We start from the raw sequence: 23,374 nt of genomic DNA, 5'->3' as shown, positions 1-23,374 counted from the left end.
TAGAAGGGGGAGACGTATGAAAAAAATAGTCTTTACAGGTGGCGGTTCGGCAGGGCATGTAACACCTAATTTAGCCATCATTCCACATTTACAAGAACAGAATTGGGATATTTCTTATATTGGTTCTCATCAAGGAATTGAGAAAACGATTATAGAAAAGGAAGGCATTCCGTACTATAGTATTGCCAGCGGAAAGCTACGCCGTTATTTTGATTTGAAAAATATAAAAGATCCATTTCTTGTAATGAAGGGTGTTATGGATGCGTATGTAAGGATTCGAAAACTAAAACCGGATGTGATTTTTTCAAAAGGTGGTTTCGTATCTGTACCAGTCGTAATTGGAGGATGGCTAAATAGAGTCCCTGTTTTATTACATGAATCTGATATGACGCCAGGACTAGCAAACAAAATTGCGCTCCGTTTCGCTTCGAAAATATTTGTTACATTTGAAGAAGCTGCGAAACATTTACCGAAAGAAAAAGTAATTTATACAGGATCTCCTGTACGTGAAGAAGTACTAAAGGGAAATCGGGAAAAAGGTTTAGCATTTTTAGGTTTTTCACGTAAAAAGCCAGTTATTACAATTATGGGAGGAAGTTTGGGCGCAAAAAAAATTAATGAAACGGTTCGAGAAGCGTTACCAGAACTTCTGAAAAAATATCAAATTGTTCACCTTTGCGGAAAAGGTAATCTTGATGAAAGTTTACAAAATAAAGAAGGATATAGACAATTTGAATATGTACATGGAGAATTGCCAGACATATTAGCGATAACAGATTTTGTTATTTCACGTGCGGGCTCTAATGCCATTTTTGAGTTTTTAACATTGCAAAAGCCGATGGTTTTAATTCCACTATCGAAATTTGCAAGTCGTGGAGATCAAATACTAAATGCAGAGTCTTTTGAAAGACAAGGATATGCTTCCGTATTGTATGAAGAAGATGTGACTGTGAAATCTCTTATAAAGCATGTCGAAGAATTAAATCAAAATAATGAAATGTATAAAACAGCTCTAAAAAAATATAATGGAAAAGAAGCAATTCAAACAATCATTCAACATATTTCAGAGGCATGATGAAACAATCATGCCTCTTTTAATAGGGTGAAAGATTCCAAGAAACGGTGTTTTTATGTTACAATAGCAAATGGATTAGTAGGGAAATTCCAATTAAAGAAGCGTGAAAATACGAATGGATTAGGAGTGACTGTGTTGGAGCTAAGTCTCTATGAAAATACTGCACTTATTATATGCTTTGTGTTGTACGTTGGTAGTGTTATTGTTTATATTTCAAGGAAGTTTTCGCAAGAAAGAGAGCTTGAAAAATCAGAAATAACAGCTGAACTAGAAATGTTAGCTGATGAAAGTTATAAAAAACAAAAAATAAAAGAAGACCATGAGGCATCCCATCATTTAAACGCAAATAAGTTTTAAAGATGGGGATTTTTTTTGAAGTTATTCTTTATTATATTTATAGCAAATAACGCTAAAATGGAGTTTCCCCCTTATATAATGAAGGAGTGTATATAAATGAATTTTTATATCGCCTCAGGATTCCAAAATAAACACCTTGTACGTTCTATAGCAAATGAACTGAAACATGCAGGATGGCACCATACATATGATTGGACAAGAAATGAAAGAGCAGTGAATCAAGAACAATTAAGAGAAATTGGTCAGGCAGAAAAGAATGCTATTAAAGAAGCGGATGTATTTTTACTTATATTAGATGGTGGAAACGGCAGCCACACAGAGTTTGGAATGGCGATTGCGCTAGAGAAAAATATATATGTATATCATGAAGGAAACCTGCTCCAAACAACGTTCTATCATTTGCCAGAAATAAATATTTTTGAAGGAGATGCAGCAGAATTTGCATCTTATGTTATGAATCATGTGAAATAATAGTAACTGTCTACAAGGTTATAAAAGTGATCTTTTGGGTACAGTGATGATAAGAAATGTATATAAAGGAGTACATAATATGAAATTAGAAAATGGATGGGAAACGAGTTTTTTAGAAGTCGTACAAAATAGTGAATTCAAGAAAGATGCGCAGCTTAACCAATTACTTTTTGCAGATAGTGAAGAAGTAGAAGAGCTTGTTGATGATTATGGTTATGAAGAAATCATTGACCGCGAACATGATGATGAATTAGCGCATATTTTAGGAGAAGAACTTTTTAGTGAGATGGAACGACACGTATTTTTATCTTCACAGCCAGAAGAAAAACTTATTTCATTCGTAAATGGATTAGGTTTTCATGTGTTAGATTGGATCGTTCTTCTTGAAACAGAATTTAGCATTGATAGTGCACACTTTACGTCGGATGCTGTGAAAATGTTAGAAAAGCGTTTCAGACAGTTTCCATACATAGAAGATAAAACAATTTTTGACATGACATTTGGAGAAGCAATGGATGTATTAGAGTCTATTACAGGATTACAACTGAAGGAAAAGATGAACGTATAATGTAAAAAAAGAACGTGAGGCTATCACGTTCTTTTTTACATTATAATAATTTTGTCATCTAGCTTTGTTTGTCCGCTAAGAAGTGCGTTTAAATATTCCACTTTTCTTATACAGGCTTGTATATGTCTTTCAACCTCTTGTAACTCTCCTTGGTGATGCGTTTCAATTGGATGAATTTGTACGCTGAATTTTTCAAATTGACTACTATATGTTATTTCTGCATAGCCGCTCATAATATCGGTTTCGTTATGAAATAAAAATTGCTTCGTTTTGTCACAGAATGATACATCTTGAAATCCATATACTTTTAATGCTTCAATTACTTTTTTTATCATTTTTATATTCATTTTTTTACCCTCTTTACGAAGTTCTACTTATACATTATAACATAAAAAATTACATAGAAAGCGCTTCCAAGTGTATTTTATTATAAACTTTACGTTTCAATCACAAAAATGAAACAAAGAAAAAATAATTGTAAAGAAGGAAGGACTCTTTTATTGTTTCGTCATATATATAGAGAAATAGTGCAATGAAAGGAAATTTTCCGAGGTGGAGATCGTATTTCCAATTTGAGCGCAGTAAAAGAGGTGAAGATCTTGAACTTTGATATTGTAGGACAAAAAGCATATATAAAAGATGGACCGCATCGGAACCGAATTGGAATTGTAAAGAAAAACGAGACAAAATTAGAATCGCAGTTTGCTATTGTAATTGGAGAACAAATCATTGATGTAGAGCTAAAGGATATCGTGTTAGTTGGAGTAGACGTAGGACAATTTCATAAATGGTGCGAACAAAATGGTTATTTGTGAAAAGGACGGGCTGTGAGATAATGAAATATATTTGAGGAAAGAGAATATATTATTGTATTCTCTTTTTCTATGTGTAAGGAGACGGAAATGAAGTATAAAGAACGAGATTTTACATTGGAGCTAAAGGAGAAAATTCAATGTATGGAAAAAGAAATAGAGATCATATCACGTAAACTCTCTAAAGAATATTCGAATTTATACATAGAAAAAAACATGGAATTAGATATGGGATTTGCAAGAGAAAAAGAGAATCCTTTTGAGGTGGGTTATTATTCATCAGTTGCGATAGCTATATTAGATGAAGAAAAAGAGAGGATTGAATTTCACAATATTTCAATTTGGAAATGCGAAAGACTCTTTTTAGGAATGCCAATTCAATCCAATATTTTTGGGAGTAAGAAAGTAGGGGAACTTGTTGATGAATCTTGTTATGAGATTGAGGAAGAGTTAAAAGAGCAACTAGAAGAATACTTGAATTGATAATTCTCAAGATAAGATCTATAAAGAGGGAACGGAATAAAAAAGACGCTAACATACAATTGTTAGCGTCTTTCTTTTATTATGAAGCAATTTCACCAGTTTTTGTATCATCTTGGTTGTACGTATCTTGATCTAATTCACCAAGCCATTTACTAGAAATAAGACCTGCTGTCATAGAACCACTTACGTTAAGAGCTGTACGACCCATATCGATTAATGGCTCAACCGAGATAACAAGAGCGACAATACCGATTGGTAAGTTCATTGTAGATAGTACGATTAATGCTGCGAATGTTGCACCGCCACCGACACCGGCAACACCGAATGAGCTAATCGCAACGACAGCGATTAAAGTTAAAATAAATTGCGGTTGTAATGGATCGATTCCTACAGTTGGAGCGACCATCATTGCAAGCATCGCTGGATAAATACCTGCGCAACCGTTTTGTCCGATAGATACTCCGAATGATGCTGCGAAGTTAGCGATTCCTTCAGAAATACCAAGTTTTTCTTTTTGCGCTTCAATATTTAATGGCATTGCGCCAGCACTAGAGCGAGATGTGAATGCAAATGTTAATACAGGGAACACCTTTTTCAAATATTGAATTGGATTTAAACCAGATAGAGCAATTAATAATAAGTGGATAACGAACATTACGATAAGTGCTACGTAAGACGCTAACACGAAGTTACCAAGTTTTAAAATAGCATTTATGTCGCTACCAGCAACTGTTTTTGCCATAAGAGCTAATACGCCGTATGGAGTAAGACGTAAAATTAATGTTACCATACGCATTACAATTGCATATACAGCATCAAGCATTTTCTTAAATAGCTCTGCTTGTTCTGGATATTTTCGTTTTACACCTATAAAGGCGATGCCGATAAAGGCTGCAAATATTACAACAGAAATTGTTGATGTTGGACGAGCGCCTGTTAAATCAAGAAATGGATTTGTAGGCAATAGTTCTAATAATTTATCTGGAATTGTTGTTTTTTCAATAGAAGTAAATCTTTCTTCAACTAGCTTCAGACGAGCAGATTCTGCATCACCTTGTTGCAGACCAGTTGCAGATACATCAAATCCTGCACTTGCAGCGATACCGACAGCTGCAGCAATTCCTGTAGTAAGAATTAAAATTCCGATAATAAGACCACTAATTTTACCAAGATTTTTCGTTAACTGTAATTTTGTAAATGCTGAAATAATAGATACTAAAATAAGTGGCATAACGATCATTTGAAGTAACTTCACATAACCGTTACCGATTAAGCCAAACCAAGTATTTGATTCAATAATTACTTTAGAAGTTGGCTCATAAATAAATTGTAATATAAGACCGAAGATAATTCCGACTCCTAAAGCGGTAAATACGCGTTTATTAAAAGATACATGCTTACGTTGCATATAATATAATACGCCAACTAAAATGAGCATGACTGCAACGTTAATTCCGACAAGCAGTGTATTCATGTTGATTCCCCCTAATTCCAATCTGTTATATAGAATATAAGTCAATAAAACCCATAAGTCAACTAGGGAATTCCGGAATTAAAAAAAAGATGGCAAAATGCCATCTTTTAATGTCCAGCGCCAGGCACAAGTAAAAACGTCGTGTAGTATGTAAATCCTATGAAGAAAACAGTTAAATATGCCCCGAATACGTATATATACATACGCTCTGTTAATTTTAAATAGCTTAAAAGTACGAAGAAGCCTGTTTGTCCTAAAAATAGTAGTGCAGTCGAATGCATATCTCCTACGTAAAACATAACCGAGAAAATTCCAGTCCAAAAGCCGAGAACGCGAAACATGCGCTCCATGCCATCTCCCTCCTTTTCTAAAAAAAGTAAACCTCACTTCATTATAGTTTATTTTTCTTACTATTGTAAATATTCGTTCATATAAAAAGAAGCCAATTATCATCGGCTTCTTTTTATATGAGAGATTAAATTGTTAGTTTATAATTACAAGATTTACATCCATCTAGTAAACTATCGTTTCGTGTTAATTCCGTGTTAGGGAATAGGATTTCAAAAATCCCTTTCATCATATCTCCGTGCATATTACAAATTTCAGTTGGGTGATGGGCAGCAACTTCTTTAAATGGACAATTGTGTACATCATAGAAAATTTTCGTTCCATCTGTACTTAATTCAAATGCAGGTGATAAGCCAGCTGTCGAAAAGGCTTCTTTTGCAATTTGAATTTTTTGTTCAACTGTTAAGGCATCTTCACTCACATTTAAACGCTGCATATGTTGTTGCATTAATTCGGCCCCGAATTGTTTCCCTGTTTCGTAGAGCGCTTTTTCACCAGCAGCACCAAGGCTAAGTAAAGAATTAAACGCGATTCTTGCTAACAATTGATAGTCACGGAATGGGAATTGTAATTGGATAACATCTTCAGATAATACATATAATCTGCTTGGTCGTCCGCCTTTTCCAGTTTTCTTCGTTTCAGATTTCAGCATATGAACATCTTCTAATTTAGATAAATGTAAACGCGCTACGTTTGGATGAATGTCAAACTCATCTGCAATTTCTTGTACAGTTACGTAACTATGTTTTTGAGAAATATATTTATAAATGTAATAACGAGTTGGGTCAGCTAAAACACCTGTAATTTTTAAAGCTTGTTCCATGAGGATCTCCACCTTTATCACTTTATCCAAGATAATAACATTATAATACAGATAAACATGGGTATAGGTAATTTTAGACAATAATTCGGAAATTGTTCATAATTTCACAAACATATTTTTCCTTTTTCGTTTAGTGAAAATGCAAAAATACCGATTTTTCAGATGGATTTCTTCATGCTATATACATAGTGGGGAGGGAAAAATGATGAATGGAATTGAAAGCTTTGCGAATATGATTTTAAAAGAAGCGTGCAGGGTACAAGCGTCGGACTTACATATTGTGCCCCGGCAGAAGGATGTAGTGGTTCAACTGCGCATAGGAAAAGATTTAATGACGAAACAATACATTGAAAAGGAATTTGGAGAAAAACTTGTTTCACACTTTAAATTTTTAGCCTCCATGGATATAGGAGAGAGGCGGAAACCACAAAACGGTTCACTATATATACAAATAGATGGACAAGAAGTGTATTTACGCCTTTCCACGCTTCCAACCGTATATCAAGAAAGTCTCGTTATTCGTCTTCATTTACAAGCGTCTATTCAGCCGTTATCTCATCTTTCGTTATTTCCAAGTACAGCGAAGAAACTACTTTCTTTTTTACATTATTCCCATGGATTACTCGTCTTTACGGGACCGACTGGTTCAGGAAAGACAACAACAATGTATGCATTATTAGAGGTGATTAGAAAAAAGAAAACACGTCGCATCGTTACGCTGGAAGATCCAGTTGAAAAAAGAAATGACGATGTATTACAAATTCAAATAAATGAAAAAGCAGGTATCACATATGAGGCTGGACTAAAGGCTATTTTGCGTCATGATCCAGATGTTATTTTAGTGGGTGAAATTCGTGATGAAGAAACAGCAAAAATCGCTATAAGAGCAAGTTTGACTGGCCATTTAGTAATGACGACACTGCATACGAATGATGCGAAAGGAGCAATACTTCGGTTCATGGATTTTGGTATAACGAGGCAAGAGATTGAACAATCTTTATTGGCTATAGCTGCACAGCGACTTGTTGAATTGAAGTGTCCGTTTTGCAAAAGAAAGTGCTCAACTGTATGTAAATCAATGAGGCAAGTAAGGCAAGCGAGTATTTATGAGTTGTTATATGGATATGAGTTAAAACAAGCGATTAAAGAAGCAAACGGGGAATGTGTCACGTACAAGCATGAGACATTAGAGTCTTCGCTGCGAAAAGGATACGCTTTAGGATTTTTAGAAGAGGATGTTTATGTTTAAGAAAATATGGAGTTTAAGTGATCAAGTAATATTACTGAAACGATTAGGAGAACTATTAGAAAAAGGATACTCTCTTTTGCAGGCATTAGAATTTTTACGGTTTCAATTACCTTTAGAAAAGAAAGTACAATTGCAGCACATGATTGATGGATTAAAAAATGGAAAAAGTCTACACGATTCTTTTCATCAATTAAAGTTTCATCAGGAGATGTTAAGCTATTTATTTTATGCCGAGCAACATGGTGATATTTCTTTTGCGTTGCAACAAGGGAGTGTACTTCTTTATAAAAAGGATAAGTATAGGAAAGATATGATGAAAATAATGCAGTATCCTATGTTTTTGGCGTTCTTTTTAATAATCATGATTTTGATTTTTAACCGCATTTTATTACCACAAGTTGACATGGTATATAGTTCATTTGGTTCTACAGCACCGTTATTCACAGAACAAATATTAAGTACAATTAAGCTACTACCCTATCTTATTTTTAGCACAATTTTTATCGTTATGATTGGCTGTAGTGTATATATATTGTACTTTCAGAAACTCCCGCATATGAAGCGAGTAAAAATTATACTTCGTATCCCCCTCTTAAAAACATTTCTTATTTTAAAGCATTCGCATTATTTCGCCACTCAATTGAGCGGTTTATTACACGGTGGGCTATCAATACTTGAGGCTCTAACAATAATGATGGAGCAAAAGTATCAGCCGTTCTTTCAGTATGAAGCGGGCCGAGTTAAACACCAATTAATTGCGGGAGAACCGTTGCAATCTATTATTGCTAAAAGCGGATATTATGAGGAAGAACTTTCTTATATTATTACACATGGACAAGCAAACGGTAATTTGGCGATTGAATTAGGTGATTATAGTGATCTGATTATGGAAAAGATGGAGCAAAAAATTAAACGTATGTTAGTGATTATTCAACCGATTTTATTTACGTGTATTGGAGCAATAGTTGTTCTTATGTATTTAGCGATGATTATGCCAATGTTTCAAATGATGAATTCTATATAGGAGGCATTTACATGCAAAATGAGGAAGGGTTTACCCTTTTAGAAATGTTATTAGTTATGGTCGTCATCACTGTATTATTACTATTAATTATTCCGAATGTAGTTACGCAGCGCTCATCCGTCGAAGGAAAAGGATGTAAAGCCTATGTGAAATCTATAGAAGCGCAAATACAAGTATATCAACTACAACATAATAAAATTCCCTCGCTAAAAGAGCTAATTGATGGGAAATATATTACAAAGGATGAGTGTCCGAATGGTGAAGCTATTCATATTTCCAATGATGGCACGGTAACAAGTGGGAAACTGTGAAGCAAAAAGGTTTTACACTTTTAGAAATGCTACTCGTTTTATTTGCAATTTCTGTACTAAGTATGGTCACGTATTTTCATGTACATTCATTATATGAAAAACAAAAAATTGAACAATTTTTAAGACAGTTTTCAAATGATATTTTGTATATGCAACAATTAGCCATAAATCGTCAAAAACACTATACATTACGATGGCATAAAGATAGACATATGTATTATATAGGGGAATCGAGTACGGATCTTTCTATCATTAAAAGAGAATATGATAGCGATATACAATTGGATTTGAATACTTTTCCAAATCCGATGACATATAATCCGAGTGGAAATATTAATAGAGGTGGCACGATTTTACTTTCGTATCGAAGTTATAAATATGAGATTGTATTCCAGCTTGGAAGAGGGAGATTTACGTATCGTGAAATGTCAAAAAGGGTCAGTGATGGCTGAAATGCTTGTAGCATTAAGTATAGTAATGATGATGGTATCTTTACTACTTCCGCAAACAGTATTGATTATGCAAGAACGAAAAAACATACAAATTCGTTATAAGGCATTTGTATTATTAAAAAAAGAAGCAGCTTTATATATGTATCAGAATGAGGCAAAACAACAGAAAGAAAAAGTCATAAACGGAAATGTATATTACACATATTGGGGAGGAAATGAAGTTTGTGCGATGTGGAAAGATGTGAAAGGAAAAATGATGGAACAATGCTTTTATGCAGGAGAAAAAATGAATTAGAAGCTGGGTTTACATTAATAGAAATGATCGTATGTTTTTTTCTGTTATCACTGTTCTTTTTACTCTTACCACGTTTAAACTTTATTGGAATAGAAAACAAGCAATCAAAAGGGTTAAATAATTGGGAATGGGATGTGTTTGTAGGACAAGTACAGTTAGAGTTTCGAGAAGTATCATTTGTGGAAAAAATAGTTCCTGAAAATAGAGAGAGTATGTTGCGCTTCCGTCTTAGCACTGGAGATGAAGTGACGTATGAAAAATTGAATAATCATCTTATAAGAAAAGTGAACATGCGCGGAAGAGAAGTTATATTACAAAATGTTGAAATGGTTTCGTATGAAGTAACACCTCATTTGCTCTTTATAAATGTGAAAGATATGGGTGGGACAATATATGAAGGTGTAGCTATCAGGTATAGTGAAATGGAAATAAATACATGAGAAAACAAGATGGATTTACGATGCCAGGAACAATCATTTTTCTTGTATTATTAACTTCGTTCTTTGTATACGAAACGAATATGATGCTTATAGATAAAAAATTTTATACTGAAATAGAGCAAAAGTTTGTACTGGAGGAAATACTAAATCAATCTATTACAAATATAAAAAAAGACTTACAGCAAAAAGAAAAGGAAGATGCTTTTTTCTTTTCATATGAAAAGGGCGAAGCAAGTGGAAATTACGTATTTGAAAACGACGTTATTCTCGTTTCATTGCAGTGCAAAATAAAACAAGGAGTTTTCTATAAAGTAAGCTTTCGATATAGAAAAAAGGATGAGAAAATATTCGATTGGATAGAAGGATAGTATGTAAAATATATGGATAAAAAACTATGATTTATCATTTGAAAATAGGCTATTTTTCAAAAAGAAATGGATAAATAAAACGATTAAAAGTTTAAATTTTCTCAAAAAAGAGAAAGGTAGAAAGAATATGATATATTCATGCTATCCAATCATTATTTTTAGGGAGAATAGGGAAATGACAAACAACAATCAAATAGGTGAAAATAAGGAACAAACTATTTTTGATCATAAAGGAAATGCAATTATGACAGAAGATAGGGAAATACAAATTATTTCAAAATTTGAAGAACCTCTTATTGTCGTGTTAGGAAATGTATTAAGTGATGAAGAATGTGGTGAATTAATCGAATTGTCTAAAAATAAATTAGCACGTTCTAAAGTTGGTTCATCACGTGATGTAAATGATATTCGAACGAGTAGTGGTGCATTTTTAGATGATAATGAACTTACTGCGAAGATTGAAAAACGAATTTCATCTATCATGAATGTTCCTGTTTCGCATGGAGAAGGATTGCACATTTTAAATTATGAAGTGGATCAACAATATAAAGCACACTATGATTATTTTGCGGAACATAGTAGATCAGCTGCTAATAATCGTATTAGTACGCTTGTCATGTACTTAAATGATGTAGAAGAAGGCGGAGAAACTTTCTTTCCGAAATTAAATCTTTCTGTGCACCCTAGAAAGGGAATGGCAGTATACTTTGAGTATTTCTATCAAGATCAATCACTAAATGAGCTTACGTTACACGGAGGGGCACCTGTAACGAAAGGTGAGAAATGGATTGCAACGCAGTGGATGAGAAGAGGTACTTATAGATAAAGCGAGTATGTTACGTTTTGTTCTTCAGTGTATAAGAAGAACAAAACGTTTTTTTATTAAATAAAGTAGCATCTTTCGTTATAATAACAAGTAATACATGACGATTGAGAGGAACGAAAATGAAATCTATATACATAACCGGCTATATGGGAGCTGGGAAAACAACAATTGGAAAAGCATTAAGTAAAGAACTTCATATGGATGTTATAGATACAGATCAAAAAATTGAAGAGAAGCAAGAGAAGGAGATTCGTGATATTTTTGCCGAAGAAGGTGAAATGGCTTTTCGGGAATATGAAAGTGAGATGTTACGTTCACTACCTGTTGAAAATGTAATCATTACAACTGGCGGCGGAATCATTGAGCGAGAGGAAAACCGAAAGTGGATGAAGGAAAATGGAACTGTCGTGTATTTATATTGTGATCCACATGTAATTGCAGAAAGGCTTCGTGAAGATACGACACGGCCACTATTTCAGAAGAAAGATATAGATGCATTTGTAATGAAATTCGAATTGCGCCGAGCTTATTATGAAGAGGCCCATATCCATATTGATACGACGAATAAGTCTGTAAAGCAAATTATGGATGAATTAAAAGAAAAGATTAATGAATAAAAAAGTGGACATACTAATCAAGTAGAGGTGATGATAATATGTCTACTAATGATTATGTTCGCTTTGTGACACAGCAGTTTGTGTCGTATATGGATGCTCCAAAAGAAGATCGTAAACAAAAGAAAGAACAACGCCGTGCTGAAAAAGAGCCATTTATGAATAAGTGGTTTGGTGTTATGCCGCTAAGTGCTGCTTTGTTTTATCAAAACGTAAAAAATAAAAGGAAAAAATCAAGTTAAAGATTTCGTAATATGTGTAGCAAAATGAAAATCCCCTAGTAGCATCATACTACTAGGGGATTTTCATTTACTGCATAGACTCTTTTTCTTTTGTAACGGCATGTATTTTATTGTTCACCCAGACAAATCCAATTCCGATACAAATGGAAATGCCCCATCCAACAGCGGTCATAATTGCTCTCATTTCACCGTAGCCATCTACACCGAAAACAGAGATGAAATAAATTTTTAAGAAGCTTTTTAATATGAATTGTAGACCGAAAAAGAGCGTTAAATATTGCAATGCTGGATAGATACGACTATCACGATACATTTCACGACTTTTATCACGGTCATGGCCTTGCAGTGCAGCAATATCTGCTGCGAAATATAACATAAGTGGTTTTTTTATAAAAATTGTACATATAACGATAATACCGAGTACGATGTGATAATACGCATCGTTCCACAACATTCGTTCAGCTGATCCAGATAATAGATCTACCGTTGTATTAGAAATGAGTGTAATTAAAATAAAGAACCCTGTTACGTTAAACTGTTTTTCTTTTTTAAAGGTATACAGTGTATAAATAATCCCTGGAACAGAGGAAAGTAACATCGCGTAATAAGGATCGATATAAGGTTTTGCAAATTTCCAAATGAGGAATGGGATTACGAGATAAAAGACAAGATCTAATATAGCTTTTTTATTTTGATTCATACAAATCCTCCTTAAGTCATACATATATTTTATCATTTCCCGACAGAAAATTTCCACCTCAAGGAATGGGTAGGACATGGTCCAATGAGTAGGTGGGAGCTGAATGCCGGTTAGGAAAAAGCCTAAAGGTTCTTTTGGTGAAGAATTAGTATGAGATATCGGTATTCTAATCAGTTCGTTCCTATAGGAAGAAAATGTTATAGCTCCGAGGCATTTTTACATCTACGAAATGGTTTCATTGTAAAGGCTCTTTCATTTGTATTTTTTTTGAAAGGGACAGAGGAATTTCGACAAAAAAGAAGAAATGAATACGTAATTAGTATTTTTTTGCTACATCATGATATCGTTCTCATGCATATCATGAAAAAGATTGTAAACAAATAAAAAAAGGAAGTGAGGTGAAAAGCGGTGCTTATCCATAAAGCGTATCAGTTTCGGATCTATCCTAGTTTAGAACAAAAAATAGCTATTACAAAAACAATTGGTTGCTCACGATTTGTATTTAACTACTTTTTGGAAAAGTGGAATGATAGATATAAAGAAACAGGAAAAGGGTTATCCTATGGTACTTGTTCTTCGCAATTACCTACTCTCAAAAAAGAATTTGTATGGCTAAAAGAAGTGGACAGTATCGCTCTTCAATCTTCTCTTCACAACCTAGCTGACTCGTATGCAAGATTCTTCAAAAAACAAAACAAAGCACCTCGGTTTAAATCGAAAAATAATAAAGTCCAATCCTATACAACGAAACATACAAATGGAAACATTGCGATTATAGATAATAAATTGAAGTTACCGAAACTTGGTCTTGTCAAATTTGTCAAAAGTCGTGAGATAGAAGGACGAATTTTGAGTGCTACTGTCAGAAGGAATCCAAGTGGAAAATATTTTGTCTCGATTCTTGCTGAAGCAGAAGTACAAGAATTGCCGAAGACCGATTCCACTGTTGGTATAGATGTTGGTGTGAAAAACTTTGCTATTCTTTCAACGGGTGAGGTATTCGGTAATCCAAAATGGTCTCGGGTATTAGAAAAGAAACTCGCTCATGCCCAGCGTATTCTATCTAGACGTACAAAAGGCGGAGCGAATTGGAATAAACAGCGAATGAAAGTCGCTCGTATTCATGAACGAATCAAAAATGCAAGAACGGATTACTTGCAAAAACTCTCTACAAGAATCATCAAAAACCACGATGTGATTGGGATAGAAGATTTGCAAGTATCGAATATGTTACAGAATCACAAACTAGCGAAAGCGATTCAAGAAGTATCATGGGCACAATTCAAAGCGATGTTGTTGTATAAGGCACGCTGGTATGGAAAAAAAGTGATTGTGGTGTCAAAAACATTCGCTAGTTCCCAAACCTGTTCGCATTGCGACTACAAAAATAAAGATGTGAAAAGCCTGAACCTGCGTGAATGGAAGTGTCCTTCTTGTGGTATGTATCATGATAGAGATGTGAATGCAGCGGAAAATCTGAGAAAAGAGGCCATAAGGCTCCTAACCGTAGGGATTACGGGGATTGCCTACTCATAAAACTGAGGAATACCTTAGTGTTCGTAGGAATCCCCCACTTCAAACAACTCGTTAGAGTGTTAAGTGGGGGTAGTTCAAAATATAATTTCTGAAAATTGTATAAGGTTTAATGGGAAAAGAAAAAATATATCAATTTTTGAGGGGTTAGTAGATTGAAAAAAATACCCCTAGCGTAGTAAGTTTTTTTAGTATATAATAAAGGAAACGCTTTCATTTTTGGTTTGTTCACAAAATGGACGGAAAATCACATATTTACTATCGATATGTTGCTTTATAATGAAACTAATTAAATATACATGCATACAATATTGTGAAATAAATAACATAAATAATTTATATAAATGTAAACGTTATCAAAAGAGAGAGGTGGAGGCAATGAGTAAATTTTTCTTCAATCATAATCCAGCAACAGTAGAGGATGGAAGGCTTGTTGAATATGCTGAAATTATTTATGGAGAAGGCGGCCGTTCTGTATTAGAAAATTTAATGGTGAAGGCATCTATCAGATTGCGTGATCGTTATCCGAATAAATCTGACGAGCAGATCTCGAACCTAGTAAATAAAGGCATCCATGATATGTTTCAAAAATATGTGAGTGAGTAAGAGTAGCCATTGGCTACTCTTATTTTTTTGTATAAGGATGGTGTCTCTAGCTGAAAATAAGGGTGTATTTTGAAAGATATAAAAGGAGTGAAACAGATGAGCAACGGAATTGGCCGTTCAAAAGAAAATCTTCCAACTGATGCAAATCATGTGAGTGCAAAGGATCGTGCGTATCAAAAACGCATGGCAAAGCAAAAACAACAAGAGCGTAATGGTGATAGAGGATAATTCAAAAAAGCTCCTTCAAAAATGAAGGGGCTTTTTAAGTTAGAAAATGATTCGCCGTAACATAAAAGAGTCCACCGTTAATAATTTGTACTGTAATGCGGGGTTCATATTGTTCTTGCAGTGCTTGTTTTTCAATTTCATAGCTTTCAGGAAGTTCATCACTTTCTTCATAAAAACGATTTAAAAGGTCCAAATCGTGATTCCAGCGCACTCTTGCTTCTTTCGCCCACGTATGGTCATCTTCTGCAATAATATTTTTTAAAGCATCCTCTATGCGTTGTAAACCACTTTGCGGTTTAATAATAGGCGAGAGCGTAAAACAAAAGTCAGGTATTTTCGGTGTAAGTTTAATTTTAGTTAATGTTTCATGAAAGTTTGCAATCATTGTGCCAGAAATAAGATGAATGCCAATCGAATGAAGAATATCTTTTTTTCGATCACATTGATAGGAAACTTTTATATTTACACCGAGCCACGGATGGAGCGGTGTATGCGTTGCTCCGCTATGCCGTATTTCTTCATATAAACGTATGTAAGAACCTAATTCTTTTGTCGTTTGAAAAATTTGATGAAGGCGTGGGGAACCGTAGTGGATAAGCTCACCATCGTTTTCTTCATTTTCTGGATTTGTAATAAGAGTAAGGCGCATCGGATTCGGTACGCCTCCTGTTTTTTCAAGATAGTGCCAATAAAAAGGGCGATTCATTAATAATTTATCCATTTCAATTGTTAACTGCACATCTAATAAATGAGGAGAACGTTCTAAAATTTCACAGTTATTCGCCTCAAAGAAATTGTATAAGTAATTATGAATTTCATGTTGCTGCATAGCCTTGCACCTCAGCTTCATTTCGCTTCGCAAAGTCGATAATAGATGTTAAGTTTTCCATCTTAATTCGGATTTCTCCTTCGCTTTTTGATTGCGCAAATATTTCTTGAATGTGTGCGTCGATGTTTTTCATATTAATTCTCGTTAAAATTTCATCAAGTTCACCGATCACACGCTCAAATAAATTAATTTTTTCATATAACAGTTTCAAAATATGTTCTTCCACAGTGTGTTTTGTAGCTAAGTTATAAATATGAACATCATTCTTTTGACCAAGGCGGTGAATACGTCCGATTCTTTGTTCAAGGCGCATTGGGTTCCATGGTAAATCGTAATTGATCATATGGCTACAAAATTGTAAGTTAATTCCTTCACCACCAGCTTCCGTTGCGATTAGCACTTGCGCATGATTTTGGAAAAGTTCCTTCATCCAATCTTTCTTTCCCCGTTTAAATCCGCCGCGGAATGGGACAGAAGAAATACCGTGCTGTTGTAAAAACCATTGTAAGTACATTTGTGACGCTCGGTATTCTGTGAAAATGACGACTTTATCGTCAATTTCTTTTATAAGCTCTAGCGCTTTATTTGCTTTTGAGTTAAAAGGAATACGGTTAATTTTGTCCATTAGCACATCAATATGCGGATCTTTTACGTAATTCTCATTTTCCTTCTGTCGTTTTTCTACATGTTTTTTTAATGAATAGTAAACGGCCTCGCGACTACTACACGCTTCCCGTTTTAAAGTTAATGATGAGAAAGCAGATGTGAAGGCGTCTTGTCCTCGCCAATTTTCGATATCATTATATAGAGCTTGCTCTTCTTCATTAAACTCAACAAAGATTGTACGTACATGTCTCTTTGGCCAATCAATCCCGGTATTATGACGCCGATTTCGGACCATTACTTTGTTAATAAGAGCTTTTAAATCTTCATCAGATTCGGCTGAACGATTTTTTGAAGCATAATATTCTTCAAAATTGGATTGATTGCCTAAGTGTCCTGGTTTTAATAAAGAAACGAGGTTGAAAATTTCATCAATCTTATTTTGGACAGGAGTAGCGGTTAATAATAAACAAAATTTCTTTTTTAATCGCTGTGCAAATTCATAGTTTTTTGTTTTATTATTTTTAAGTTTATGTGCTTCATCGATAATAATAAGGTCATATTCTAAGTTCAAAACGATATCACGATGTGGTGAACGTTTTGCAGTATCAATTGATGATACAATCACATCGGCTTGTTCCCACGAGTAGCTTTTCTTTTGAGCTACAGCTGGAATGAAAAACTTTGTATTTAATTCGTATGCCCATTGTGATACGAGAGAGGCTGGAACGAGTATAAGTACTTTTTTCACAAGGCCGCGGACCATATATTCTTTTAAAATAAGTCCAGCTTCAATCGTTTTTCCAAGTCCTACTTCATCTGCTAGAATCGCTTTACCATTCATTTGTTCAATAACATTTTGAGCGACTTCTAATTGATGAGGAAGTGGTGTGAAATGGGATAAATGTTTCGGTGCTTGTAATCCATCAAAAGTAGGAACAAGTAATGATTTTTCTGTTTCATAAGCTAAATGATATAAATCCCAGTTTGTCCAAGGACCATCTTCATCAATTCTATTTAAAAAATTGTTTTGCCACGTTCGATCTATGGAAATATCGACATTCATTACGACTCTCCCACCTTTTATAAACTAAAGTAATTATGAAAAAATCTTTAATATATAAGCCTTGTAATAAGGCGCTATTACACTTACTGAAAGGTAAATAATAAGTAAAGATAAAGGACTAAATCTTAAAAACTGTATGTAATAAGATTAAGCGTAAAAAATTCTAAATTATTTTTTATGCTAGAATATTGATGAAATATAGCGAATAATGTTAGGATAATGGTGTGAAATGTGTGGAATCTTTCGTATTTTATCCAAGAAAGTGATTTTTTATTTACGCTTTCATAAAAAAATATAATGAGATTCCGTATATCCTATCTTTTCAGAGTGAAAATGTTTAGATAAGGGAAACAACTTTTATTGATTTGTCAGAGCATAAGGGGGAGAGAGCATGATTACATTACAACGTACACCGTTATTTGATGTATACGCGAAGTATGGTGGGAAAACAATCGACTTCGGTGGTTGGGAGTTACCAGTTCAATTTTCAAGCATTAAAGAAGAACATGAAGCTGTACGTACAGCGGCAGGTTTGTTCGATGTGTCTCATATGGGAGAAGTTGAGGTAAAAGGTGTAGATAGTTTAGCATTTTTACAACGTGTTGTTACAAATGACGTATCTACCTTAAAGGTAGGGGGCGCACAATATACAGCTATGTGCTACGAAAATGGTGGTACAGTAGATGATTTATTAATCTACAAACGTGGTGAAGAAGACTATTTATTAGTTATCAACGCATCAAATATCGAGAAAGATTACGAATGGTTAGCTAGCCATGTAATTGGCGATGCGACAGTAGTCAATGTTTCTAGTGAAGTTGCACAGCTTGCAATTCAAGGACCAAAAGCAGAAGGCATTTTACAAAAAGTTGTGTCAGAAGATTTGAAAGAAATTAAGTTCTTTAAATTTAAAAACGATATTCTTGTAGATGGAATTCCAGCACTTGTATCTCGTACAGGTTATACAGGTGAAGATGGATTTGAAATTTACTGTAAGAGTGAAGATGCTGCAAAACTTTGGGAGAAACTTCTTGAAGTTGGAGCAGAAGAGGGCTTAAAACCATGTGGTTTAGGTGCTCGTGATACACTTCGTTTCGAAGCAACATTACCACTTTACGGTCAAGAATTATCAAAAGATATTACACCGGTTGAAGCTGGAATTGGCTTTGCGGTAAAACCAAATAAAGAAGCAGACTTCTTTGGAAAAGCGACTTTAAAAGAGCAAAAAGAAAACGGTGCGCCTCGTAAGTTAGTCGGCATCGAAGTAATCGAACGTGGAATTCCTCGTACGCATTACCCTGTATTTATTGGAGAAGAAAAAATCGGGGAAGTAACGAGTGGTACACAATCTCCAACGTTAAAGAAAAGCATTGGTTTAGCACTAATTGATGTAAAATACGCAGCAGTTGATACAGAAGTAGAAATTGAAATTCGTAATAAACGCGTCAAAGCAGTAGTTGTTCCAACACCATTTTATAAACGTTCAAAGTAACGGGGAGAGGGGTAGATTTCATGTTGCATCGTTATCTTCCAATGACAGAAGAAGACAAAAAAGAAATGTTACAAACGATCGGCGTTCAAACGATCGATGAGTTATTCTCTGATATTCCAGAGAGTGTTCGTTTTAAAGGGGATTTAAAAATTAAAGAAGCAAAATCAGAGCCAGAGCTTTTAAAAGAGTTATCTCAAATGGCTAGTAAAAATGCTAACTTAAAAGAGTACGCTTCTTTCTTAGGAGCAGGCGTATACGACCATTACGCTCCAGTAATCGTAGATCATGTTATCTCTCGCTCAGAATTTTATACAGCTTACACGCCATACCAACCGGAAATTTCACAAGGGGAATTACAAGCAATTTTTGAATTCCAAACAATGATTTGTGAATTAACAGGAATGGATGTAGCAAACTCTTCTATGTACGACGGAGGTACAGCTTTAGCTGAAGCGGCAATGCTAGCAGCTGGCCATACTCGTAAAAAGAAAATTCTTGTATCTAGCGCAGTTCATCCAGAATCAAGAGCTGTACTTGAAACATATGCAAAAGGTCAACACCTTGAAGTTGTTGAAATTAATCATAAAGATGGTGTAACAGATTTAGACGTATTACAAAGTGAAGTAGATGATACAGTTGCTTGTGTAATCGTTCAATATCCAAACTTCTTCGGACAAGTTGAAAAATTAGCTGATATTGAAAAAATCGTTCATCAACAAAAATCATTATTTATCGTTTCTTCAAATCCATTATCATTAGGCGCATTAACACCACCAGGAAAATTTGGTGCTGATATTGTCATTGGTGATGCACAACCATTTGGTATCCCAACGCAGTTTGGTGGACCACACTGTGGTTACTTTGCAACGACGAAAGCATTCATGCGTAAAATTCCAGGACGTCTTGTCGGACAAACTGTAGATTCAGATGGTAAACGTGGATTTGTATTAACGTTACAAGCACGTGAACAGCATATTCGCCGTGACAAAGCGACATCTAACATTTGTTCAAACCAAGCGTTAAATGCATTAGCAGCATCAGTTGCAATGACGGCACTTGGTAAACAAGGTGTGAAAGAAATGGCACGCCAAAACATTTCTAAAGCACAATATGCAAAACGTCAATTTGAAGCGAAAGGCTTCACAGTTACATTTGCTGGACCATTCTTCAATGAGTTCGTTGTAGATTGCAAGCGCCCAGTGAAAGAAGTAAACGATGCATTATTACAAAAGAATATTATCGGCGGTTACGACCTAGGCCGTGATTATAAAGAGCATGAGAACCATATGCTTGTAGCAGTAACTGAGCTTCGTACAAAAGAGGAAATTGACACACTTGTAAACGAAATGGGGGCTATCCAATGAAGAACCAAGACCAAGCACTTATCTTTGAAGTAAGTAAAGAAGGACGCATAGGATATAGCCTACCAAAATTAGATGTAGAAGAAGTGAAACTAGAAGATGTATTTGAGAGCGATTATATTCGAGTAGAAGATGCAGAGCTACCAGAAGTATCTGAACTTGATATTATGCGCCACTATACAGCACTTTCAAACCGTAACCACGGTGTTGATTCTGGTTTCTATCCACTTGGATCTTGTACGATGAAATATAATCCGAAAATTAATGAGAGTGTAGCTCGTTTCGCAGGATTTGCAAATATTCATCCGTTGCAAGATGAAAAGACAGTACAAGGTGCAATGGAATTAATGTACGATTTACAAGAGCATTTAATTGAAATTACAGGTATGGATACTGTTACATTACAACCAGCAGCTGGTGCACACGGAGAATGGACAGGCTTAATGTTAATTCGTGCATACCATGAAGCAAATGGTGACTTTAACCGTACGAAAGTAATTGTTCCTGACTCTGCTCACGGAACGAATCCAGCATCTGCAACTGTAGCTGGTTTTGAAACAATTACGGTAAAATCAAATGAACATGGTCTTGTTGACTTAGAAGACTTAAAACGTGTTGTAAATGAAGAAACAGCAGCACTTATGTTAACAAACCCTAATACATTAGGTTTATTCGAAGAAAATATTTTAGAAATGGCAGAAATCGTCCATAACGCAGGCGGTAAATTATACTATGATGGTGCAAACTTAAATGCGGTATTAAGCCAAGCGCGCCCAGGAGATATGGGATTTGACGTTGTGCATCTAAACCTTCATAAAACATTTACAGGCCCTCACGGCGGCGGTGGCCCAGGTTCTGGTCCAGTAGGTGTGAAAGCTGATTTAATTCCGTACTTACCAAAACCAATTTTAGAGAAAACGGAAGATGGCTATCGCTTTAACTATGATCGTCCAGAAGCAATTGGGCGCGTAAAACCATTCTACGGTAACTTCGGAATTAACGTTCGTGCATACACATACATTCGTTCTATGGGTCCAGATGGCTTGCGTGCAGTAACGGAGTATGCGGTATTAAATGCGAACTATATGATGAGAAGATTAGCACCATTCTATGATCTTCCATTCGATAGACATTGTAAGCATGAGTTTGTATTATCAGGTCGTCGTCAAAAGAAACTTGGTGTACGTACATTAGATATCGCAAAACGTCTGCTTGATTTCGGTTACCATCCACCAACAATTTACTTCCCATTGAATGTGGAAGAATGTATTATGATTGAGCCGACAGAAACAGAATCAAAAGAAACATTAGATGGTTTCATTGATAAGATGATTCAAATCGCTAAAGAAGTAGAAGAAAATCCAGAAGTTGTACAAGAAGCACCTCATACAACAGTCATTAAACGTTTAGACGAAACGATGGCTGCACGTAAACCAGTTTTACGTTATGAAAAGCCAGCTCCTGTACAAGTTTGATTAGAATAACAAAAGAAGAACTCGCTGCGGCGGGTTCTTTTTTGTATGGAGAATTTGTGCAGAAGTGGTGAAGAAAATGTTAAAAATTTATATTTTTTGTTTCATAATGGTGTAAAGAAGCAGTTTTATAGGTGATTTTGTTGAAAAAGTCAGTTTGATAAAAGTATTTATTTTTGTTAGAATTTTATTGAAATTAAGAAGATGTGATGAGGCAAAAATTACTCATTTTTATGTATATGTGAAAAAACGAGCAAGACGGGGGTGAAAGTGTGGGATATCGATGTTATAGAATGGTATACCATTTAGAAAATGGAGAAACAATTAAAGATGTAAAAGAATTTTGCTATCGAGACCAAGGAAAAGTGTTAGAAAGAGTAGCGCATCGTGTAATGGATAATAGAGAAGTGACGGCAATTGATAAGCAAGGAACGATCATTTCAATAGCATGTGAGGACATTGTAAAGGTGGAACTTGATTACATAACAGAAAGTTAACCTTGAGTCATATCGAATTATTCGATAAAATATACTGTTGAATGGTGAAGTGAGAAGAGAGGAGTTTATCATGGGTAGTACAAGACACTTTTATATGTTTATCTTAGCGTTTGTTCTTGTTGTGGCATTAACGATTTATTTAATTGTTGATAGCACTTGGTACAACACAGTTCATCCGGCGTTCCTTCTGTTTATGTATGTAGGAATTGCGGTAGTGAGTTTCGGAATGAGAGATGAGATGTTAGATCGCTTTGAAAAGTGATACATATACGAAAGACCAACAGGAAAATGTTGGTCTTTTTTTCTTGCCAAAAATAGGATGGTGTGTATATACTGTATATATAAGGTATATACAGTATATACACACTGGAGGAAAACATGAATATTATTATTTCGAATTCTTCCCAAGACCCTATTTATGTACAAATAAGAAAACAATTAAGCCAGCTTATTTTAAATGGTGGTTTAAAGGGTGGAGACCAATTACCGTCTATTCGTAGCTTAGCGAAGGAATTGCAAATTAGTGTAATTACAACGAAGCGTGCGTACGAGGAGCTTGAGAAAGAAGGATATATAGAAACTGTTGCTGGGAAGGGGACTTATGTTTCACGTAAAAATAATGAACTATTAAAAGAACAGCGGCTTCGCCTATTGGAAAGTAAAGCGGAAGAGATTGTGAATGAAAGTAAAGCGTTACAGCTTTCACTTGAAGATTTACAGCAGATGATAGCGTGTTTATATGAGGGGGAATAAAG

33 protein-coding genes are annotated in these 23,374 nt (G+C 34.9%); 25 read left to right on the top strand and 8 right to left on the bottom strand.

The genetic code is table 11. The features are described 5' to 3' along the window. The first annotated feature begins 16 nt into the window (after positions 1-16). From murG to ACTFRN_RS03955, 4 genes are all read left to right on the top strand, one after another. Complete coding sequence (murG, locus tag ACTFRN_RS03970; protein ID WP_000724750.1) at positions 17-1,075, top strand: undecaprenyldiphospho-muramoylpentapeptide beta-N-acetylglucosaminyltransferase; 1,059 nt, start codon at positions 17-19, stop codon at positions 1,073-1,075. 63 nt (positions 1,076-1,138) lie between these two features. Continuing rightward, the gene (locus ACTFRN_RS03965) at positions 1,139-1,432 is read left to right on the top strand and encodes a DUF3966 domain-containing protein (protein WP_046648288.1); all 294 of its coding nucleotides are present in this window, start codon (positions 1,139-1,141) and stop codon (positions 1,430-1,432) included. Positions 1,433-1,528: 96 nt separating this feature from the next. Further along, positions 1,529-1,903: a nucleoside 2-deoxyribosyltransferase gene (locus ACTFRN_RS03960; protein ID WP_001012337.1), complete on the top strand. Its 375-nt coding sequence runs from the start codon at positions 1,529-1,531 to the stop codon at positions 1,901-1,903. Between the two features lie 79 nt (positions 1,904-1,982). Further along, entirely contained in the window at positions 1,983-2,471 is a 489-nt protein-coding gene (locus tag ACTFRN_RS03955; RefSeq protein ID WP_000764258.1) for a hypothetical protein, read from the top strand. A 35-nt stretch (positions 2,472-2,506) separates the two neighbouring features. On the opposite strand, the gene ACTFRN_RS03950 is transcribed toward ACTFRN_RS03955, so the two are convergent. Next, entirely contained in the window at positions 2,507-2,818 is a 312-nt protein-coding gene (locus ACTFRN_RS03950) for a hypothetical protein (protein WP_014893513.1), read from the bottom strand. A gap of 252 nt (positions 2,819-3,070) precedes the next feature. Here ACTFRN_RS03950 and ACTFRN_RS03945 point away from each other — a divergent pair, with 252 nt between their 5' ends. Both ACTFRN_RS03945 and ACTFRN_RS03940 read left to right on the top strand, forming a co-directional pair. Beyond that, on the top strand, positions 3,071-3,286 hold the full coding sequence (locus ACTFRN_RS03945; RefSeq protein WP_001008330.1) for a DUF3912 family protein: 216 nt from the start codon (positions 3,071-3,073) through the stop codon (positions 3,284-3,286). Between the two features lie 87 nt (positions 3,287-3,373). Next, the gene (locus ACTFRN_RS03940) at positions 3,374-3,766 is read left to right on the top strand and encodes a hypothetical protein (protein ID WP_049113842.1); all 393 of its coding nucleotides are present in this window, start codon (positions 3,374-3,376) and stop codon (positions 3,764-3,766) included. A gap of 79 nt (positions 3,767-3,845) precedes the next feature. On the opposite strand, the gene ACTFRN_RS03935 is transcribed toward ACTFRN_RS03940, so the two are convergent. The 3 genes from ACTFRN_RS03935 to ACTFRN_RS03925 all read right to left on the bottom strand — a co-directional run bounded on the left by ACTFRN_RS03935 (position 3,846) and on the right by ACTFRN_RS03925 (position 6,411). After that, positions 3,846-5,240, bottom strand: a complete 1,395-nt coding sequence (locus ACTFRN_RS03935; protein ID WP_001094339.1) for an L-cystine transporter — start codon at positions 5,238-5,240, stop codon at positions 3,846-3,848. A 107-nt stretch (positions 5,241-5,347) separates the two neighbouring features. Next, complete coding sequence (locus ACTFRN_RS03930; protein WP_000440713.1) at positions 5,348-5,590, bottom strand: DUF2626 domain-containing protein; 243 nt, start codon at positions 5,588-5,590, stop codon at positions 5,348-5,350. A 125-nt stretch (positions 5,591-5,715) separates the two neighbouring features. Then, the gene (locus ACTFRN_RS03925) at positions 5,716-6,411 is read right to left on the bottom strand and encodes a helix-turn-helix transcriptional regulator (protein WP_014893514.1); all 696 of its coding nucleotides are present in this window, start codon (positions 6,409-6,411) and stop codon (positions 5,716-5,718) included. Between the two features lie 205 nt (positions 6,412-6,616). On the opposite strand from ACTFRN_RS03925, the gene comGA reads away from it, so the two are divergent. From comGA to ACTFRN_RS03875, 10 genes are all read left to right on the top strand, one after another. Further along, positions 6,617-7,660, top strand: a complete 1,044-nt coding sequence (comGA, locus tag ACTFRN_RS03920) for a competence protein ComGA (protein WP_001013195.1) — start codon at positions 6,617-6,619, stop codon at positions 7,658-7,660. Beyond that, positions 7,653-8,684 carry a competence type IV pilus assembly protein ComGB gene (gene comGB, locus ACTFRN_RS03915; protein WP_074567440.1) on the top strand — a complete coding sequence of 344 codons (1,032 nt, stop codon included), beginning with the start codon at positions 7,653-7,655 and terminating at the stop codon, positions 8,682-8,684. The genes comGA and comGB overlap by 8 nt, the downstream gene beginning before the upstream one ends. Positions 8,685-8,695: 11 nt before the next feature. Then, positions 8,696-8,995, top strand: coding sequence for a competence type IV pilus major pilin ComGC (comGC, locus tag ACTFRN_RS03910; protein ID WP_001178694.1), 300 nt, complete (start codon positions 8,696-8,698; stop codon positions 8,993-8,995). Then, positions 8,992-9,447 (top strand): comG operon protein ComGD, encoded by a 456-nt coding sequence (gene comGD, locus ACTFRN_RS03905; RefSeq protein WP_000810388.1) that lies wholly within the window; start codon positions 8,992-8,994, stop codon positions 9,445-9,447. The genes comGC and comGD overlap by 4 nt, the downstream gene beginning before the upstream one ends. After that, on the top strand, positions 9,440-9,742 hold the full coding sequence (gene comGE, locus ACTFRN_RS03900; RefSeq protein ID WP_124878201.1) for a competence type IV pilus minor pilin ComGE: 303 nt from the start codon (positions 9,440-9,442) through the stop codon (positions 9,740-9,742). Before comGD ends, comGE begins: the two co-directional genes overlap by 8 nt. Next, positions 9,712-10,182: a competence type IV pilus minor pilin ComGF gene (gene comGF, locus ACTFRN_RS03895; RefSeq protein ID WP_000923092.1), complete on the top strand. Its 471-nt coding sequence runs from the start codon at positions 9,712-9,714 to the stop codon at positions 10,180-10,182. The genes comGE and comGF overlap by 31 nt, the downstream gene beginning before the upstream one ends. After that, a complete protein-coding gene (gene comGG, locus ACTFRN_RS03890; protein ID WP_074567439.1) occupies positions 10,179-10,550 on the top strand; it encodes a competence type IV pilus minor pilin ComGG in 372 nt (123 codons plus the stop codon). The genes comGF and comGG overlap by 4 nt, the downstream gene beginning before the upstream one ends. Before the next feature lie 175 nt (positions 10,551-10,725). After that, on the top strand, positions 10,726-11,376 hold the full coding sequence (locus ACTFRN_RS03885) for a 2OG-Fe(II) oxygenase (RefSeq protein WP_000183849.1): 651 nt from the start codon (positions 10,726-10,728) through the stop codon (positions 11,374-11,376). A gap of 119 nt (positions 11,377-11,495) precedes the next feature. Next, positions 11,496-11,993, top strand: a complete 498-nt coding sequence (gene aroK, locus ACTFRN_RS03880; RefSeq protein ID WP_000836625.1) for a shikimate kinase AroK — start codon at positions 11,496-11,498, stop codon at positions 11,991-11,993. A gap of 38 nt (positions 11,994-12,031) precedes the next feature. Continuing rightward, positions 12,032-12,232, top strand: a complete 201-nt coding sequence (locus ACTFRN_RS03875; RefSeq protein WP_000106079.1) for a YqzE family protein — start codon at positions 12,032-12,034, stop codon at positions 12,230-12,232. Between the two features lie 67 nt (positions 12,233-12,299). On the opposite strand, the gene ACTFRN_RS03870 is transcribed toward ACTFRN_RS03875, so the two are convergent. Next, complete coding sequence (locus ACTFRN_RS03870; RefSeq protein ID WP_074567437.1) at positions 12,300-12,932, bottom strand: VC0807 family protein; 633 nt, start codon at positions 12,930-12,932, stop codon at positions 12,300-12,302. A 408-nt stretch (positions 12,933-13,340) separates the two neighbouring features. Between ACTFRN_RS03870 and tnpB the strand changes: the two genes are divergently transcribed. Beyond that, entirely contained in the window at positions 13,341-14,468 is a 1,128-nt protein-coding gene (tnpB, locus tag ACTFRN_RS03865; RefSeq protein WP_000905288.1) for an IS200/IS605 family element RNA-guided endonuclease TnpB, read from the top strand. Positions 14,469-14,653: 185 nt separating this feature from the next. Here tnpB and ACTFRN_RS03860 read toward each other — a convergent pair whose 3' ends face one another. Then, complete coding sequence (locus ACTFRN_RS03860; protein WP_003279814.1) at positions 14,654-14,770, bottom strand: hypothetical protein; 117 nt, start codon at positions 14,768-14,770, stop codon at positions 14,654-14,656. A gap of 73 nt (positions 14,771-14,843) precedes the next feature. On the opposite strand from ACTFRN_RS03860, the gene ACTFRN_RS03855 reads away from it, so the two are divergent. Further along, positions 14,844-15,071: a hypothetical protein gene (locus ACTFRN_RS03855; protein ID WP_000032699.1), complete on the top strand. Its 228-nt coding sequence runs from the start codon at positions 14,844-14,846 to the stop codon at positions 15,069-15,071. Between the two features lie 96 nt (positions 15,072-15,167). Continuing rightward, a complete protein-coding gene (locus ACTFRN_RS03850; protein ID WP_000064669.1) occupies positions 15,168-15,299 on the top strand; it encodes a hypothetical protein in 132 nt (43 codons plus the stop codon). 34 nt (positions 15,300-15,333) lie between these two features. Here the strand turns inward: ACTFRN_RS03850 and ACTFRN_RS03845 are convergent, their stop codons facing one another. Together ACTFRN_RS03845 and ACTFRN_RS03840 are read right to left on the bottom strand one after the other, a co-directional pair. Beyond that, the gene (locus tag ACTFRN_RS03845) at positions 15,334-16,128 is read right to left on the bottom strand and encodes a YqhG family protein (protein WP_001183968.1); all 795 of its coding nucleotides are present in this window, start codon (positions 16,126-16,128) and stop codon (positions 15,334-15,336) included. Continuing rightward, positions 16,115-17,797: a DEAD/DEAH box helicase gene (locus ACTFRN_RS03840; protein WP_001100019.1), complete on the bottom strand. Its 1,683-nt coding sequence runs from the start codon at positions 17,795-17,797 to the stop codon at positions 16,115-16,117. The genes ACTFRN_RS03845 and ACTFRN_RS03840 overlap by 14 nt, the downstream gene beginning before the upstream one ends. Before the next feature lie 391 nt (positions 17,798-18,188). On the opposite strand from ACTFRN_RS03840, the gene gcvT reads away from it, so the two are divergent. The 6 genes from gcvT to ACTFRN_RS03810 all read left to right on the top strand — a co-directional run bounded on the left by gcvT (position 18,189) and on the right by ACTFRN_RS03810 (position 23,372). Continuing rightward, positions 18,189-19,289 carry a glycine cleavage system aminomethyltransferase GcvT gene (gcvT, locus tag ACTFRN_RS03835; RefSeq protein WP_000631772.1) on the top strand — a complete coding sequence of 367 codons (1,101 nt, stop codon included), beginning with the start codon at positions 18,189-18,191 and terminating at the stop codon, positions 19,287-19,289. A gap of 20 nt (positions 19,290-19,309) precedes the next feature. Then, the gene (gene gcvPA, locus ACTFRN_RS03830) at positions 19,310-20,653 is read left to right on the top strand and encodes an aminomethyl-transferring glycine dehydrogenase subunit 1 (protein WP_000903231.1); all 1,344 of its coding nucleotides are present in this window, start codon (positions 19,310-19,312) and stop codon (positions 20,651-20,653) included. Beyond that, complete coding sequence (gene gcvPB, locus ACTFRN_RS03825) at positions 20,650-22,125, top strand: aminomethyl-transferring glycine dehydrogenase subunit 2 (RefSeq protein WP_000795696.1); 1,476 nt, start codon at positions 20,650-20,652, stop codon at positions 22,123-22,125. Before gcvPA ends, gcvPB begins: the two co-directional genes overlap by 4 nt. Positions 22,126-22,415: 290 nt before the next feature. Beyond that, positions 22,416-22,619 carry a DUF3929 family protein gene (locus ACTFRN_RS03820; protein ID WP_000262495.1) on the top strand — a complete coding sequence of 68 codons (204 nt, stop codon included), beginning with the start codon at positions 22,416-22,418 and terminating at the stop codon, positions 22,617-22,619. A 70-nt stretch (positions 22,620-22,689) separates the two neighbouring features. Beyond that, positions 22,690-22,881, top strand: a complete 192-nt coding sequence (locus tag ACTFRN_RS03815) for a hypothetical protein (RefSeq protein ID WP_000535935.1) — start codon at positions 22,690-22,692, stop codon at positions 22,879-22,881. Between the two features lie 116 nt (positions 22,882-22,997). Then, the gene (locus ACTFRN_RS03810) at positions 22,998-23,372 is read left to right on the top strand and encodes a GntR family transcriptional regulator (protein WP_001021351.1); all 375 of its coding nucleotides are present in this window, start codon (positions 22,998-23,000) and stop codon (positions 23,370-23,372) included. Positions 23,373-23,374: the final 2 nt, after the last annotated feature.

Origin of the sequence: Bacillus cereus group sp. MYBK245-2, from assembly GCF_051916145.1 — a bacterium.
GTDB lineage: Bacteria > Bacillota > Bacilli > Bacillales > Bacillaceae_G > Bacillus_A > Bacillus_A pacificus.
This window is presented reverse-complemented; position numbering and strand designations above follow the sequence as displayed.

Excerpts from the sequence above, each read along its gene's own strand:
- murG (WP_000724750.1), top strand. The coding sequence starts at position 17 with ATGAAAAAAATAGTCTTTACAGGTGGCGGTTCGGCAGGGCATGTAACA.
- ACTFRN_RS03960 (WP_001012337.1), top strand. The coding sequence starts at position 1,529 with ATGAATTTTTATATCGCCTCAGGATTCCAAAATAAACACCTTGTACGT.
- ACTFRN_RS03955 (WP_000764258.1), top strand. The coding sequence starts at position 1,983 with ATGAAATTAGAAAATGGATGGGAAACGAGTTTTTTAGAAGTCGTACAA.
- ACTFRN_RS03950 (WP_014893513.1), bottom strand. The coding sequence starts at position 2,818 with ATGAATATAAAAATGATAAAAAAAGTAATTGAAGCATTAAAAGTATAT.
- ACTFRN_RS03940 (WP_049113842.1), top strand. The coding sequence starts at position 3,374 with ATGAAGTATAAAGAACGAGATTTTACATTGGAGCTAAAGGAGAAAATT.
- ACTFRN_RS03935 (WP_001094339.1), bottom strand. The coding sequence starts at position 5,240 with ATGAATACACTGCTTGTCGGAATTAACGTTGCAGTCATGCTCATTTTA.
- ACTFRN_RS03930 (WP_000440713.1), bottom strand. The coding sequence starts at position 5,590 with ATGGAGCGCATGTTTCGCGTTCTCGGCTTTTGGACTGGAATTTTCTCG.
- ACTFRN_RS03925 (WP_014893514.1), bottom strand. The coding sequence starts at position 6,411 with ATGGAACAAGCTTTAAAAATTACAGGTGTTTTAGCTGACCCAACTCGT.
- comGA (WP_001013195.1), top strand. The coding sequence starts at position 6,617 with ATGAATGGAATTGAAAGCTTTGCGAATATGATTTTAAAAGAAGCGTGC.
- comGB (WP_074567440.1), top strand. The coding sequence starts at position 7,653 with ATGTTTAAGAAAATATGGAGTTTAAGTGATCAAGTAATATTACTGAAA.
- comGC (WP_001178694.1), top strand. The coding sequence starts at position 8,696 with ATGCAAAATGAGGAAGGGTTTACCCTTTTAGAAATGTTATTAGTTATG.
- comGE (WP_124878201.1), top strand. The coding sequence starts at position 9,440 with ATGGCTGAAATGCTTGTAGCATTAAGTATAGTAATGATGATGGTATCT.
- comGF (WP_000923092.1), top strand. The coding sequence starts at position 9,712 with ATGCTTTTATGCAGGAGAAAAAATGAATTAGAAGCTGGGTTTACATTA.
- comGG (WP_074567439.1), top strand. The coding sequence starts at position 10,179 with ATGAGAAAACAAGATGGATTTACGATGCCAGGAACAATCATTTTTCTT.
- ACTFRN_RS03885 (WP_000183849.1), top strand. The coding sequence starts at position 10,726 with ATGACAAACAACAATCAAATAGGTGAAAATAAGGAACAAACTATTTTT.
- aroK (WP_000836625.1), top strand. The coding sequence starts at position 11,496 with ATGAAATCTATATACATAACCGGCTATATGGGAGCTGGGAAAACAACA.
- ACTFRN_RS03875 (WP_000106079.1), top strand. The coding sequence starts at position 12,032 with ATGTCTACTAATGATTATGTTCGCTTTGTGACACAGCAGTTTGTGTCG.
- ACTFRN_RS03870 (WP_074567437.1), bottom strand. The coding sequence starts at position 12,932 with ATGAATCAAAATAAAAAAGCTATATTAGATCTTGTCTTTTATCTCGTA.
- ACTFRN_RS03860 (WP_003279814.1), bottom strand. The coding sequence starts at position 14,770 with ATGCATGTATATTTAATTAGTTTCATTATAAAGCAACATATCGATAGT.
- ACTFRN_RS03855 (WP_000032699.1), top strand. The coding sequence starts at position 14,844 with ATGAGTAAATTTTTCTTCAATCATAATCCAGCAACAGTAGAGGATGGA.
- ACTFRN_RS03850 (WP_000064669.1), top strand. The coding sequence starts at position 15,168 with ATGAGCAACGGAATTGGCCGTTCAAAAGAAAATCTTCCAACTGATGCA.
- ACTFRN_RS03845 (WP_001183968.1), bottom strand. The coding sequence starts at position 16,128 with ATGCAGCAACATGAAATTCATAATTACTTATACAATTTCTTTGAGGCG.
- ACTFRN_RS03840 (WP_001100019.1), bottom strand. The coding sequence starts at position 17,797 with ATGAATGTCGATATTTCCATAGATCGAACGTGGCAAAACAATTTTTTA.
- gcvT (WP_000631772.1), top strand. The coding sequence starts at position 18,189 with ATGATTACATTACAACGTACACCGTTATTTGATGTATACGCGAAGTAT.
- gcvPA (WP_000903231.1), top strand. The coding sequence starts at position 19,310 with ATGTTGCATCGTTATCTTCCAATGACAGAAGAAGACAAAAAAGAAATG.
- gcvPB (WP_000795696.1), top strand. The coding sequence starts at position 20,650 with ATGAAGAACCAAGACCAAGCACTTATCTTTGAAGTAAGTAAAGAAGGA.
- ACTFRN_RS03820 (WP_000262495.1), top strand. The coding sequence starts at position 22,416 with ATGGTATACCATTTAGAAAATGGAGAAACAATTAAAGATGTAAAAGAA.
- ACTFRN_RS03815 (WP_000535935.1), top strand. The coding sequence starts at position 22,690 with ATGGGTAGTACAAGACACTTTTATATGTTTATCTTAGCGTTTGTTCTT.
- ACTFRN_RS03810 (WP_001021351.1), top strand. The coding sequence starts at position 22,998 with ATGAATATTATTATTTCGAATTCTTCCCAAGACCCTATTTATGTACAA.